12 protein-coding genes are annotated in these 12942 nt (G+C 67.7%); 10 read left to right on the forward strand and 2 right to left on the reverse strand.

Annotation, left to right across the window (positions count from 1 at the left end; all coding sequences use genetic code 11):
- Positions 1–72 precede the first annotated feature (72 nt).
- Entirely contained in the window at positions 73–1290 is a 1218-nt protein-coding gene (locus tag EV665_RS18140) for a TIGR03862 family flavoprotein (RefSeq protein WP_133035166.1), read from the forward strand.
- Between the two features lie 10 nt (positions 1291–1300).
- Here EV665_RS18140 and EV665_RS18145 read toward each other — a convergent pair whose 3' ends face one another.
- Positions 1301–2083: an IclR family transcriptional regulator gene (locus EV665_RS18145; protein WP_064331923.1), complete on the reverse strand. Its 783-nt coding sequence runs from the start codon at positions 2081–2083 to the stop codon at positions 1301–1303.
- A gap of 225 nt (positions 2084–2308) precedes the next feature.
- Here EV665_RS18145 and EV665_RS18150 point away from each other — a divergent pair, with 225 nt between their 5' ends.
- Genes EV665_RS18150 through EV665_RS18185 form a run of 8 tightly spaced genes read left to right on the forward strand, consistent with a single transcriptional unit; the run spans position 2309 to position 10478 of the window.
- A complete protein-coding gene (locus tag EV665_RS18150; protein ID WP_133035167.1) occupies positions 2309–3379 on the forward strand; it encodes an ABC transporter substrate-binding protein in 1071 nt (356 codons plus the stop codon).
- A 19-nt stretch (positions 3380–3398) separates the two neighbouring features.
- Positions 3399–4907, forward strand: a complete 1509-nt coding sequence (locus EV665_RS18155) for a sugar ABC transporter ATP-binding protein (RefSeq protein ID WP_133035168.1) — start codon at positions 3399–3401, stop codon at positions 4905–4907.
- On the forward strand, positions 4904–5869 hold the full coding sequence (locus tag EV665_RS18160) for an ABC transporter permease (protein WP_133035169.1): 966 nt from the start codon (positions 4904–4906) through the stop codon (positions 5867–5869). Before EV665_RS18155 ends, EV665_RS18160 begins: the two co-directional genes overlap by 4 nt.
- Positions 5851–6807 (forward strand): ABC transporter permease, encoded by a 957-nt coding sequence (locus EV665_RS18165; protein ID WP_380686589.1) that lies wholly within the window; start codon positions 5851–5853, stop codon positions 6805–6807. The genes EV665_RS18160 and EV665_RS18165 overlap by 19 nt, the downstream gene beginning before the upstream one ends.
- A complete protein-coding gene (locus EV665_RS18170) occupies positions 6804–7760 on the forward strand; it encodes an amidohydrolase family protein (RefSeq protein ID WP_133035171.1) in 957 nt (318 codons plus the stop codon). Before EV665_RS18165 ends, EV665_RS18170 begins: the two co-directional genes overlap by 4 nt.
- The gene (locus tag EV665_RS18175; RefSeq protein ID WP_133035172.1) at positions 7753–9066 is read left to right on the forward strand and encodes an alanine racemase; all 1314 of its coding nucleotides are present in this window, start codon (positions 7753–7755) and stop codon (positions 9064–9066) included. Before EV665_RS18170 ends, EV665_RS18175 begins: the two co-directional genes overlap by 8 nt.
- Positions 9067–9094: 28 nt before the next feature.
- Positions 9095–9439 carry a RidA family protein gene (locus EV665_RS18180; protein WP_023514656.1) on the forward strand — a complete coding sequence of 115 codons (345 nt, stop codon included), beginning with the start codon at positions 9095–9097 and terminating at the stop codon, positions 9437–9439.
- A gap of 25 nt (positions 9440–9464) precedes the next feature.
- Positions 9465–10478, forward strand: a complete 1014-nt coding sequence (locus EV665_RS18185) for a succinylglutamate desuccinylase/aspartoacylase family protein (RefSeq protein WP_133035173.1) — start codon at positions 9465–9467, stop codon at positions 10476–10478.
- Between the two features lie 4 nt (positions 10479–10482).
- On the opposite strand, the gene EV665_RS18190 is transcribed toward EV665_RS18185, so the two are convergent.
- Positions 10483–11667, reverse strand: coding sequence for a hypothetical protein (locus tag EV665_RS18190; RefSeq protein ID WP_133035174.1), 1185 nt, complete (start codon positions 11665–11667; stop codon positions 10483–10485).
- Positions 11668–12035: 368 nt separating this feature from the next.
- Here EV665_RS18190 and purU point away from each other — a divergent pair, with 368 nt between their 5' ends.
- A complete protein-coding gene (purU, locus tag EV665_RS18195; protein ID WP_064331915.1) occupies positions 12036–12920 on the forward strand; it encodes a formyltetrahydrofolate deformylase in 885 nt (294 codons plus the stop codon).
- Positions 12921–12942: the final 22 nt, after the last annotated feature.

The raw sequence follows: 12942 nt of genomic DNA on the forward strand, positions 1-12942 counted from the left end.
ACCGGCAAGAGTGCTGGCGAAGCCGCCGGAGACGATTTATGAGAACGGCGCAGGGTATCAAGGCGGTGCGGAATGGACAAGCGGCGGATCGGGATCGTCGGCGGCGGGCCGGCCGGGCTGATGGCGGCGGAGGTGCTTGCGGCGCGCGGCCATGCGGTGAGCGTGCTGGAAGCCATGCCGACCATCGGGCGAAAGTTCCTGCTGGCCGGAAAGTCGGGTCTCAACATCACCCATTCCGAGCCCTATGACCGTTTCGCCACCCGCTTCGGCGCGGCGGGCGCGCATCTGCGGCCGGCGCTCGATGCCTTCACGCCCGAAGATCTGCGGGCCTGGGCGGAGGGGCTCGGCACGAAGACCTTTGTCGGGTCCTCGGGACGGGTGTTTCCGGTCGCCATGAAGGCCTCGCCGCTGCTGCGGGCCTGGCGGGCGCGGCTGGAAGGGCAGGGCGTCGCCATCCGCGTGCGCCATCGCTGGACGGGGTTTGCGCCGGAAGGGCTGCGTGTCGAGACGCCCGATGGCGCGGTCGTGATGGCGTTCGATGCGGTCCTGCTGGCGCTCGGCGGCGCGAGTTGGCCGCGGCTCGGCTCGGATGCGGCCTGGGTCGATGGCCTTGCGGAACGGGGCGTCGGCATCGCGCCCTTCCGCCCGGCCAATTGCGGTTTCGACGTGGACTGGTCGCCGGTCTTCGCCGAGCGCTTTGCCGGCGCGCCGGTCAAGGGCGTCACGGCGCAGTCCGCGGCGGGCACGATCCCCGGCGAATTCGTCGTCTCGAAGACGGGAATCGAGGGCAGCCTCGTCTATGCCCATGCGGCGGCGCTGCGCGATGCGCTGGAGGCGTCGGACGCGGCCTCTCTCACGCTCGATCTTGCACCCGGGCGCAGCCTCGCGCGGCTTGCGGCCGACCTGGCCCGGCAGGGCGGCAAGGCGAGCTTTTCCAGCCGGCTCCGCAAGGGCGCGGGCCTCGACGGGGTCAAGGCGGCCCTGCTGCGGGAATGTGTCCGTGAGGTCCCGGCCTTGCCGCCCGGCGCGCTGGCCGCGGCGATCAAGGCGCTGCCGGTCCCTCTCGTCCGGCCACGGCCGATCGCGGAGGCGATTTCCGTGGCGGGCGGCATCCGGTTCGATGCCGTCGATGCGGACTATGGGTTGAAGGCCCTGCCGGGCGTCTTCGTGGCCGGCGAAATGCTCGACTGGGAGGCGCCGACCGGCGGTTACCTGCTGACGGCCTGCCTTGCGACCGGTCGGGCGGCGGCCGAGGGTATCGATCGCTGGCTGTCCAATCGGGCGGGTTGAACCCGAGCAGTCAGCCGCGCCTCGGCCGGGTCGGCGCCTGGCTGAGGCTGGCGGCCGCATCCTTCAGGCAGGTGAGGTAGCGATCGCGATTGGCCAGCCCGTCGTCGCGCGGGGTGACGAGGCACAGCGTGGCGGCGGCATGCCCCTCGTCCATGACCGGCACGGCGAAGCAATGGGTGAAGCTGTCGACGATGCTGTTGAAGGTGAAGAAGCCTTCGTGCCCGGCCTGGCGCACCTCGGTGAGGAAGGCCTGCGGGTCGAGCCATTCGCCGCCCGGAAGCTGGAAATCCTGCGGCGGGATGAAGGCGAGGATCTCCTCGTCCGTCATGTGCGCGACGAGCAGGCGGCCGGAAGCGGTCCACGGGATCGGCACCGATTGGCCGATATCGGTGGAGATGCGGAAGGGCCTTGCGCCCTCGCGCATGTGCACGACGGTGTATTTGTTGCCGTCCAGCATGCAGAACTGCGCGGTCTCGCGCGTTTCGCCGGCCAGCCGCTCCAGTGCCGCCTCGCATTCGCGGGTGAAGTCGAAATGGTTCTCGTAGGCCGCGCCGAGGAAATAGAGTTTCCGCCCGAGATAGACGCGGCCGTCGCCGCCGGTGAATTCCAGGATGCCGTTGCGCAGGAGGAGGTTCACCAGCTCGTAGACCGATGAGCGCGGCGCGCCGATCTGCGCGGCGATCTCGTTCGGCTTCAGCGCCTGCCGCTTCTGGCGCAGGAAATCGAGGATCTCGAAGGCGCGATCGAGTCCCCGGGCCCGCTTGCCGCCTGCATCATCCGCAATAGCATCCATCTCGTCTGTTCCTGCCTTCGTCCTCGTCACGCTTCTCCCGCCGCCCGTGCGATCTGTCAATCCGCGGCGGCCGGTCGTCGTCGCATGCGAAATTTTCGACCTCCCCTTGCGGGGCGGAAAATTCGGCATAAGATCACATCGTCCATTATAAGGATCATATGTTCAATATATTGGACATTAACGGATGGCAAGCCCGTATCTGCTGCCGCAAAAAAGGGGAACGACATGAAAACGCTTGAAAACAGCCCGACCGTTTCGCGGCGCAGCCGCCTTCTCGCGGGCGTCGCCGCCGCTGCGGCCATCCTTGCCCTTTCGGCCGGCAGCGCCTCGGCCGCCGCCAATTGCATCAAGGGCGACCGCAAGGCGCCCTATACGGTCGGCTGGGCGAACATCTATTCGGTGCCGACCTGGATGAAGCAGACCGAAGGCACCATTGCCGCCGAGGTCGAGGAACTGAAGACGGCCGGCCTCGTGAAGGACCTGATGATCACGGACGCGCAGGGCAACGCCCAGACGCAGATCCAGCACATCCAGTCGATGATCGACGCCGATGTCGATGCGATCGTGGTCATCGCCGGCTCCTCCAATGCGCTCGACCGCGTCATTTCGGATGCCTGCGACAAGGGTATCGCGGTGGTGAACTTCGACAGCCTCGTCAACACGGACAAGGTGACGGCGAAGATCAACACCGATTCCAGCGAGTGGGGCGCGGGCGCTGCCAAGTGGCTTGCCGACCAGCTCGGCGGCAAGGGCAAGATCATCGTCATGAACGGCCCGGCCGGCATTTCCGTCAGCGATGACCGCCGCAAGGGCGCCCAGCCGGTGCTCGACGCCAATCCGGGCCTCGAAATCATCACCGAGACCAACACGGAGTACAACTCCGCCCCGGCGCAGGAGGCGATGACCAGCCTGCTCTTCGCCAATCCGGAGATCGACGGCGTGCTCTCGCTCGGCGGCGCGATCTCGGCCGGTTCCGTCATGGCCTTCGACCGCCAGGGCCGCGAGCAGGTGCCGATCACCGGCGAGAACGCCCGCCAGTTCCTCGAACTGTGGAAGGAAAAGGGCCTGAAGGGCTGGGCCACCATGCAGCCGAACTGGCTCGGTGCGCTCGCCGTCTACACGGCCGTGCAGGCGCTGGAAGGCAAGGACGTGCCGGCCTTCGTCAAGGTGCCGCTGCCCGTCATCGACGACAGCACCATCGACACCTACCTCGCCCGTGCAGATCAGTTCCCGGCCGACGGCTACATCTACTCGGATTACGACAAGGCGCTGTTCGACAAGCTGCTCGCCCAGTAATTCCGCGAAGGATGCCGTCATGACGGAAACAAGGCCCCTGCTGGAGGCCCGGCAGGTGTTCAAGGGGTTTTTCGGCAATCCCGTTCTGAAGGGCGTCGACATCGCCCTTCACCCGGGCAGGGTCCATGCCCTGCTCGGGGAGAACGGCGCGGGAAAATCCACGCTGATCAATCTCCTTTCCGGCGCTCTCCAGCCGGACAGCGGCACCATCCTCGTCGATGGCCGGCCGGTTGGGCGTTTCAGCCCGGCCGCCGCCCGCGCCGCGGGCATTGCCGTGGTGCAGCAGGAGCTGAGTCTGACCGCCGACCTGTCGATCGCAGAGAATATCGGGCTCGGCGCCTTTCCGCGGCGTTTCGGCCTCATCGACTATGCCGCGCTTCAGAAGGGCGTGGGGGAGGTCTGCGCCATGGTCGGGCTCACCGAGCCGCTCGACATGCCGGTCGCCGATCTTTCGCTCGGCCGCCGGCAGATGGTGGAGATCGCCAAGGCGCTGTTCCGCAAGCCGCGCGTGCTCATCCTCGACGAGCCGACCTCCTCGCTTTCCGCGCATGAGGCCGGCATTCTCGCCCGCCTCATCGGGACGCTGCGCGACCGCGGCACCGCGCTCCTCTACATCTCCCACCGGCTCAACGAGGTGCAGGCGCTCTGCGCCCATGTCACGGTGCTGAAGGACGGCGGCGTCACGGCGGACCAGTCGCTGGCCGGCATCGACGGCGAGGGGTTGGTGCGCCTCATGGTGGGCCGCGAGACGGGCGATCTCTTCCCGCCGCGTTCCGTCAACGTTTCCGGTGCGACACGCATCAGCGTCGAAAAATTCTCGGCCGGCCTCATGCGCGAGATCGGCTTTTCCGCCCGCGCCGGCGAGATCGTCGGCATTGGCGGCCTTGTCGGGCAGGGGCAGGAAGACCTGCTGCTCGGCCTTTACGGCGCCATTCCAGCACGGGCCGACCATGCCGAGGTCTCCGGCCTTCCCCGCCTGCCCGCCCATGTCGGCGAGGCGAATGCCGCGGGCATCGTCTATGTGCCGGCGGATCGCAAGCATGAGGGGCTGGTCCTGCCCCATTCCATCGCCGTCAATCTCATCCTGCCCTCGCTCGGCCGGCTCGCCCGCCGCGGTTTTCGCGACCGCGCGGCGGAGGCCGGGCTGATCGCCGATCTGGCGCGGCGCCTGACGATCAAGGGCGACGTCGCCCGGCCGGTGCAGGCGCTCTCCGGCGGCAACCAGCAGAAGGTGGCGCTCGCCAAGTGGCTGCCGCTCGATCCGTCCATCCTGCTGCTCAACGATCCGACGCGCGGCGTCGATATCGAGACCAAGCGCGAGATCTATCTCATGCTGCGCGCGTTTGCCACCGAAGGGCGGCTCGTCATCCTCGCCAGCTCCGATACGCCGGAACTCGTGCATCTGTGCGATCGCGTCGTCGTGCTGCGCGAAGGGCGCGTCGCGGCCCGGCTTTCCGGCGCGGCGATCAGCGAGGAGGCCATCGTCGGCGCCGCCATGGGCATTCACGAACAGGGAGAGGCCGCATGAGCGCCGTTCCGTCCTCCGGCTGGCTTTACGGCGCCATCCAGCGCGGCCGCAATCGCGGCCTCGGCGGCCTCTACCTGGTCGTCGCCGCCTTCCTCGTCCTCTATGCGGTGCTGTTTCCCGGCATCCTCTCCGTCAGCGGCTTTTCCAAGTTCACGCAGAACTGGTTCCCGCTGGCGCTCGTCACCATGGCGCAGGCGCTCCTGATGCTGAACGGCGGCATCACGCTTGCCATCGGCCCGCTGGTCAGCCTCGGCGCGGTGATCGCGGCGACGACCATGGGCGGTGCGCTGGGCGTTCCCGGCGGCATCCTCGCCGTCGCGCTTGCCGGTCTTGCCATCGGTGCCGTCACCGGCGCCATCGTCGCGCATCTGCGGCTGCCGGCCATCATCGTCACGCTGGCCGGCTCCTTCATCATCACCGGCGTTGCGCTGATCCTCCTGCCGCGTCCGGGCGGCTTCATTCCGGACTGGCTGTCGACGACGCTCGCCGGCCACACGCCGGTCGCCTTCCTGCTGCTCGTCGCCATCCTCCTCGCCTGGAAGGCGTTCCTGGCGACGCCGCTCGGCATCGGCATCTATGCCGCCGGCGACAACCCGATCGGCGCCTTCCGCTCCGGCGTTCCGGTCGAGCGGGTGAAGATCGTCGCCTTCGCGCTGTCCGGCCTGCTGGCGGCGCTGGCGGGCCTCTTCGTCGCGGCGCAGACGGGCTCGGGCGATCCGGTCATCGGCACGCCCTTCACGCTGAATTCCATCGCGGCCGCCGTGCTTGGCGGCGTCGGCTTCCTCGGCGGCAAGGGCACGATGCGCGGCGCGATCTGCGGCAGCCTGCTGCTCTCGGTCATGATCAACGTCATGTTCTTCCTCGGTTTCCCGCCGGTCGCGCAATATGTCGCGCAGGGCCTGATCATCGTCGGCGCCGTGGCGGTGCCGGAACTCTTGAAGCAATGGAGGGCAAGGCGATGAAGGCCGTGAAAGCCGTGTTCCGCAATCCGTCGCTCCTGACCTTTCTCCTGGTGGCGCTCGTCTGGCTCGTCGCCAGCCTCACGCTGCGCGGCTTCGGCGCCTACGGGCACCTGCGCTATCTGCTGGAGCTTGCCGCCGTCATCGGCATCGTCGCGGCCGGGCAGACGCTGGTCATCCTGATGGGCGGCATTGACCTCTCCGTCGGGGCGGTCATCACCGTCACGGCGATCCTGCTGCCGCTGATCTCGCCGGCCGCCGACCCGACCGGCCTCGTCGGCATCGTGCTCGCCCTTGCCCTCGCCACCGGCATCGGCCTCCTCAACGGGGCGGGTGCGGCCTATCTGCGCGTGCCGCCGATCATCATGACGCTCGCCATGGCGACGTTTCTTCAGGGGCTGCTCGTCATCGTCGCCGGCGGCAGCGCCGTCACCGTCAGCAATCCCGCGGTCATCCTGCTCGGCCAAGCCCGTCCCCTCGGCATTCCTGCCGGCATCCTCCTCTGGATCGTCGTCTCGATTGTCGTGCTCCTCATCATCCATCGCATGCCGCTCGGCGCGCGCTTCCTGGCGCTCGGGGCCAATCCGCTGGCCGCGCGGCTTTCCGGCGTCAGCGTGGCCAGGAACACGCTGCTCCTCTATGCGCTGTCCGGCTTCTTCGCGGGGCTTGCCGGCATCCTGGTGCTCGGCATGAACCGGCAGGGCTATGTCGGCATCGGCGATCCCTATCTCCTGATGTCGATCGCCGCGGTCGTGCTCGGCGGCACGTCCATCCTCGGCGGGCGCGGCACCTATGCCGGCACCATTCCCGGCGCCATCCTGCTCGTCACCACCACGGCGCTGATCACCGTCGTCAATGCCTCGCCGGGCTGGCGCTCCATCATGTTCGGCTCGCTGATCCTCGCGCTTCTGCTCATCTCCGGCCGCGAGGCGCGGCGATGACGGTGCGCTATGACGGGCCGGTGATCGACCCGCATCACCACCTCTGGGACCTCTCGCTGAAGCGTCACCCCTGGTTGGAGAGGGCGCGGACAGAGGGCGGGGAAATGGTCTATGGCAGCCTCGCGCCGATCCTGCGGGACTACGGCGTGGAAGACTACCGCCGGGATGCGGCGAACCAGAACGTGGTGGCCAGCGTGCATGTCGAGGCCGGCTGGTCCGATGCCCACCCGCTGGAGGAAAGCCGCTGGCTCGCCGGTCTCGACCGGACGTCCGGCGTGGCGAAGCGCTGCGTTGCCCGCGTTCCGCTCGACAGCCCGGACGCCGCCCGCCTGATCGAGGCGGAGGCGGCCAATCCCGACGTCGTTGGCATCCGTGATATCGTCAGCTGGCATCCGGAGCCGGCAAAGAGCTTCGCCTCCCGCGCCCACCGCATGGCCGATCCCGCCTGGCGCGCCGGCTTGTCCCATCTCGCCCGGCACGATCTCGTCTTCGACCTCATGCTCTATCCCTGGCAGATGGACGAGGCGCTCGATCTCGTGCGCGCCTTTCCGCAGACGCTCTTCGTGCTCAACCATGGCGGCAGCCCGGCCGATCGCAGCGCGGAGGGCATGGCGCTCTGGCGCGGCGGCCTTGCGGCGCTCGGCCGCGAAGAGAATGTGCGGCTGAAGATCTCCGACCTCGTCGCCTATGACAATGACTGGACGCCGGAAAGCCTGCACCCGGTGATCGCGCATTGCCTTACCTGTTTCGGCCCTCGCCGGGCGATGTTCGCCAGCGATTTTCCCGTCGCCGGCCTGCACGCCTCGTTCGACGCGATCTACGCCGTTTTTCGCGCGGCTGCCGAACCGCTGTCGCTCGACGAGCAGCGTGCCCTCTTCTTCACCACCGCCAACGACACCTATCGCCTCGGGATCGCCGATCCCGTCGCGGCCAGGGGAGAAAATCATGCCTGACCTTTCCGTGACCGGACCGGACAATCCGGTGATCGACGACCGTATCCGCGGCTTTCCGCCGGGCCATGCGCCCCTGCCGCTCGATGCCGTCGGCAGGCAAGGCTGGAAGCCCTATGACGGCGCGATGGCGCTGCCGCTGATCTCGCTCGACCAGGCGGCTTTTGCCGGCAATGTCGCGCTGATGATGGATTATGTGCGCGATCACAGCGTTGCCATCGCGCCCCATGCGAAGACGCCGATGTCGGCGGCGCTTGCCGGCGCGCTGCTGGCGGCCGGCGCCTGGGGCACCACGGTGGCTGATATCCGCCAGGCCGCCGTGCTGCTGAAGGCCGGCCAGCGCCGGCTGATCCTCGCCAACGAGATCGGCGGTGCGGCGGCCGCGCGTCGGCTCGCGGCGCTTGCCGCAAACTATCCCGATGCGGAACTGCACGTCTTCGTCGATTCGGTCGATCTGGTCGAAGCCCTGCGGGCCGCCTGGCAGGGGCGCAAGGGTCTCCCGCCGCTCGGCCTCCTCGTCGAGCTCGGTGCCGGCCGTGCCGGGGCACGCAGCGCCGAAGCGGCGGGCGCGATCCTCGATGCCATCCTTGCCGCGGAAACGCCCGCCTTCCGGCTCACCGGCATCGCGACCTATGAGGGCGCCGCCGCAACGGCGGACGCGGAAGAGACCCTGCGCCGGATCGACGGGCTGGTGGCGCTGACGGCGGCCTTCCTGCCTGGGGTCCGCGCCCGTGTCGGCGGTGCGCGGCCACTGATCGTCACGGCGGGGGGCTCGGTCTTCTTCGACCGGGTGGTGGCCGGCCTCTCCGCCGCCGTCGCCGCCGATTCCGACAGCCGGCTCGTGCTGCGCAGCGGCGCGATCTTCTTCCATGATCACGGCGTCTACGAGCGCGGCCTTGCCGGGCTGGACGCCCGCGCGGGCTTCAGCTTCGGCGGGCAGGTCCGCTCGGCCGGTAGCGGCTTCAGGCCGGCGCTGCGGGTCTGGGCCGAGGTGCTCTCGCTGCCCGAGCCGGGCCTTGCGATCTGCGGCATGGGCCTGCGCGATGTCGCGATGGACCAGGGCCTGCCGCGGCCGCTGGCGCTCTATCGCGACGGGGCATTGCTCGGCGGCCTTGCCGGGGCCGACGTGCTCCGCCTCAACGATCAGCATGCCTTCGTTTCGCTTCCCGCCGGCAGCGATATGCGTATCGGCGACGTGGTCGAGTTCGGCATCTCGCATCCCTGCACCTGCCTCGACCGGCACGCGATCCTCTATGGCCTTGCCCCCGACCACACGGTCACGGCGGCCTATCCCACCAGCTTCGGCTGATCCTCCCACGAAGAAAGGAAAATACCCCATGATCCAGCGTTACCAGAAGGGTTCGCGCATGAGCCAGGCCGTCAGCTATGGCGGGCTCGTCTATATTGCCGGCCAGGTCGCGGAGAACCGCAAGGCGGGCCTCGAGGACCAGACGCGCGACGTGCTCGGCAAGATCGACGCCCTTCTGAAGGAAGCCGGCACGGATCGCTCGAAACTGCTCGCCGTCAATGTCTTCCTGCCGGCGATCGTCGATTTCGAGGCGATGAACGGTGTCTACGATGCCTGGATCGACCCGGAGAACCCGCCGGCCCGCGCCTGCGTCGAGGCCCGCCTTGCCGATCCGGACCTGCGCGTCGAAATGACCGCCGTCGCCGCGCTCTGACATCCGCGCCCGAACTGGAGCCACCATGCACAGCGGCCTCGTCAATCCGATCGATCTTTCCCGGGACGGCCGGCAGGCCGGGCATCTCGCCATCCCCTATTCGGTCGACCGCTCGCCCTATTACCAGATCCGCATCCCCATCCTGCGGCTGAAGAACGGCGAGGGGCCGAGCCTGCTGCTGATGGCGGGCAATCATGGCGACGAATACGAGGGTGAGCTCCAGCTCGGGCGGCTGATGCGCCGGCTCGACATCACGAAAATCCGCGGCGCCGTCACCATCCTGCCAATGGCCAACCTGCCGGCGGTGATGGCGGCGAAGCGCTGCTCGCCCTTCGACGGCGGCAATCTCAACCGCGCATTTCCCGGCGATCCGGCCGGCACGCCCACGGCGCGGCTGGCGCATTTCCTCGAACACGATCTCTTCCCGCGCCATGACGCGGTGCTCGACCTGCATTCGGGCGGCACCTCCATGGCGCATCTGCCCTGCACGCTGATCGAGCGGCAGGCAAATGCCGCGCGCTTTGCGCGCTCGGTCGCGCTGATGCGGGCGATGGGCGCCGCGCATGCCTTCATCGCCGACAACGGACCGGCGGCGCCGACCTCCATGGGCGCGGCGGGACGGGCCGGCACGATCGGCCTTTCCGGCGAATTCGGCGGCGGCGGCACGGTGACGCCGGAGAGCATGGCGTTCACGGCGGCGGCGATCGACCGGCTGCTCATGGCACTCGGCATTGCGGATGCGCCGGTGCTGTCGCGCGTGCCGCTCGCCGCCCCACCGGCCCTGCAGCTCCTGTCGCTGTCGCGGCACAGCCAGGGCATCCATGCGGACCGGCGCGGCTGGTTCGAGCCCGCCGTGCCGCTCGGCGCGACCGTCTCTGCAGGCGATCTTGCCGGCTGGTATCACGATCTCGAACGGCTGGAGCAGCCGGAGGAGGAGCTGCGTTTTGCCGAAAGCGGCATCGTCATCTCGCATCGGCTGCATTGCGACAGCCAGGCCGGCGACTGCCTGATCCAGGTCGCCGAGCCGATCGACGGTTGAGACCTCAGGTGATCGCGCTGACGGTTTCCTTCACCCAGTCGAGGCGCTTTGCCGGAATGAGCCCGTAATTGTAGAAGTTCACGCCGTCGGCACCGGCCTCGACGGCGGCCTTCGCACGGGCGGAAAGGATGGCCGGGCCATCGACCTCGGGATAGAAGACGCGCAGTCCCAGACCCAGGAACTTGTCCGGGCCGAGCATCGCCCGGCCGGTGCGGATGACGTCGCCGACGGCCTCCGGCGCCATGTCGTAGCAGCAGAGGATCGCGCCGTCGCAGAGCTTCCCGACTGATTCGAGGTCGACGCCGCCGAGCCAGCCGTCCTTCAGGTCGATCAGCACGATGCGCGTCGCCGGGTCGGCGGCCGCCTTGATCTCGCCGATCAGGCTCGTCACCGGCTCGGTGCGCCAGGCGAGGAAGGCGTGCAGGTCGGGGTGATCGCGGAAGGCATCGATGCCGGCGGCAGGGAAATCGGGGAACTGCTTTTCCGGCACCGCGCGCTCGCACAGTTCGGCGATGAAGCGCGCCACCGTTTCCTGCGCGCCGTCCACCGGCACGCCGGCCTTCCGGGCGCGCGCGGTGCAATGATCGCAAAAGCAGAGCGACAGGAGGAAATCGTCCTCGGCATTGAGGCCGACGCCGTCCTTCTCATGGTGGTATTCGTGGGCGAAGCCCATGAAGTTCGGGCTTTCCAGCTCCAGCATGTCCGGCCTGTGGTTCACCGTTATGTCGCGGACCAGCGTAACGACATAATCGCGCGCCGCCGGGCTGGAGGGGCAGAGGTTGTAATGGTTGGCATTGCCGAAGGCGTTGCGGGTCACATGGTCGGGATGCAGCATGCCGAGGCGACTGTTGTGCAGGCAGACCGTCCAGCAGGAGACGGCAAGGCCGGTCGTCGCGCGCGCTTTTGTCAAGGCGTCCAGCATGTCGCCGCGGTCGGTGACGTTCTGCGCCATCAGGGGGCGGATTTCTTTGCCCTGCCACAGCGCTTCGTCCGGCCGGAAATAGACGGTGCCGTCTTCCGGGAAATAGGCCTTCTGTCGCGGGCTGCGCGGCTGGAGGAAGCGGCCGGCATGGTAGGCGGTCGCAAGGCTCACCGTGTTGAGGCCGGCGCGGCCGGAAAGATCGGCGGCAAGTGCCTCCAATCCCTGGTCCTGGATGTCCCAGGGATAGGTCCACATGGAAAGATGCATGGCGTGCTCCCGGCGAATCTGTCCATTTTATAGAACATGTGTCCATAATAGTGTCTAGACGGATTTTTGTCCGTCACGCGCGGCCTTGCATCGCTGAAAGATTCGTTCGCCGTCCCCGTCAGGCCGGATCATGCGTGACGGCGCGGAACCGGTGGAGTGGGCCGTGAAGGCCCCACTTGGCAGTTTCGACGCATTGGATGTCGCGAACCGGAGGGATTCCTTGCAAGAGCCGGCGTAGCTTCTGGCCATTGCAGGGCTTGCGCAGAGGCAAGCGGCCTGAAATATGCGCCAAGCCGTGAGTGCGGCCCGCAGACAAGGGGATCGCCGGTGCTTTGCCCCTGCACCGGCCGAACGCGAGAAACGAACCGATGAAAAGCCACGTCCTGACCGTATCCTGCCAATCGACCCGCGGCATCGTCGCCGCGATCACCGGCTACCTCGCCGAAAAGGGGTGTTACATCTCCGACTCGTCGCAGTTCGACGACCTGGAGACGGGCCTGTTCTTCATGCGCCTCACCTTCCTTTCCCAGGAAGGCGTGTCGGAGGAGGACATCAAGGCCGGTTTCGCCCCGGTCGCCAAGCCCTTCGGCATGACATACCGCTTCAACGACAGCGACGAGCGCATGAAGGTGCTGCTGATGGTCTCGCGCTTCGGCCATTGCCTCAACGACCTGCTCTACCGCTGGAAGATCGGCGCGCTGCCGATCGACATCGTCGGAGTGGTCTCCAATCACTTCGATTACCAGAAGGTCATCGTCAACCACGACATCCCCTTCCACCACATCAAGGTGACGAAGGAGAACAAGCCGCAGGCCGAGGCGCGGCTGATGGAAGTGGTAGAACAGTCCGGCGCCGAGCTGATCGTTCTTGCCCGCTACATGCAGGTCCTGTCGGATGCCGTCTGCAAGAAGATGTCGGGCCGCATCATCAACATCCACCACTCGTTCCTGCCGTCCTTCAAGGGGGCCAACCCCTACAAGCAGGCTTTCGAGCGCGGCGTGAAGCTGATCGGCGCGACGGCACACTATGTCACCGAGGATCTCGACGAAGGCCCGATCATCGAGCAGGACGTCGCGCGCATCACCCATGCGCAGTCGGCGGAAGATTATGTCTCGATCGGCCGCGACGTGGAGAGCCAGGTTCTCGCCCGTGCCGTGCACGCGCACATCCACCATCGCGTCTTCATGAACGGCAACAAGACCATCGTCTTCCCGCCGAGCCCGGGTTCCTACAAGTCCGAGCGAATGGGCTGATCCCCGAACAAAAAGGCCGGCG

The sequence above is a fragment of the Shinella granuli genome, from assembly GCF_004341885.1.
GTDB classification, from domain to species: Bacteria; Pseudomonadota; Alphaproteobacteria; order Rhizobiales; family Rhizobiaceae; genus Shinella; species Shinella granuli.

Excerpts from the sequence above, each read along its gene's own strand:
- EV665_RS18180 (WP_023514656.1), top strand. The coding sequence starts at position 9,095 with ATGATCCAGCGTTACCAGAAGGGTTCGCGCATGAGCCAGGCCGTCAGC.
- EV665_RS18170 (WP_133035171.1), top strand. The coding sequence starts at position 6,804 with ATGACGGTGCGCTATGACGGGCCGGTGATCGACCCGCATCACCACCTC.
- EV665_RS18165 (WP_380686589.1), top strand. The coding sequence starts at position 5,851 with ATGGAGGGCAAGGCGATGAAGGCCGTGAAAGCCGTGTTCCGCAATCCG.
- EV665_RS18145 (WP_064331923.1), bottom strand. The coding sequence starts at position 2,083 with ATGGATGCTATTGCGGATGATGCAGGCGGCAAGCGGGCCCGGGGACTC.
- EV665_RS18155 (WP_133035168.1), top strand. The coding sequence starts at position 3,399 with ATGACGGAAACAAGGCCCCTGCTGGAGGCCCGGCAGGTGTTCAAGGGG.
- EV665_RS18190 (WP_133035174.1), bottom strand. The coding sequence starts at position 11,667 with ATGCATCTTTCCATGTGGACCTATCCCTGGGACATCCAGGACCAGGGA.
- EV665_RS18150 (WP_133035167.1), top strand. The coding sequence starts at position 2,309 with ATGAAAACGCTTGAAAACAGCCCGACCGTTTCGCGGCGCAGCCGCCTT.
- purU (WP_064331915.1), top strand. The coding sequence starts at position 12,036 with ATGAAAAGCCACGTCCTGACCGTATCCTGCCAATCGACCCGCGGCATC.
- EV665_RS18175 (WP_133035172.1), top strand. The coding sequence starts at position 7,753 with ATGCCTGACCTTTCCGTGACCGGACCGGACAATCCGGTGATCGACGAC.
- EV665_RS18160 (WP_133035169.1), top strand. The coding sequence starts at position 4,904 with ATGAGCGCCGTTCCGTCCTCCGGCTGGCTTTACGGCGCCATCCAGCGC.
- EV665_RS18185 (WP_133035173.1), top strand. The coding sequence starts at position 9,465 with ATGCACAGCGGCCTCGTCAATCCGATCGATCTTTCCCGGGACGGCCGG.
- EV665_RS18140 (WP_133035166.1), top strand. The coding sequence starts at position 73 with ATGGACAAGCGGCGGATCGGGATCGTCGGCGGCGGGCCGGCCGGGCTG.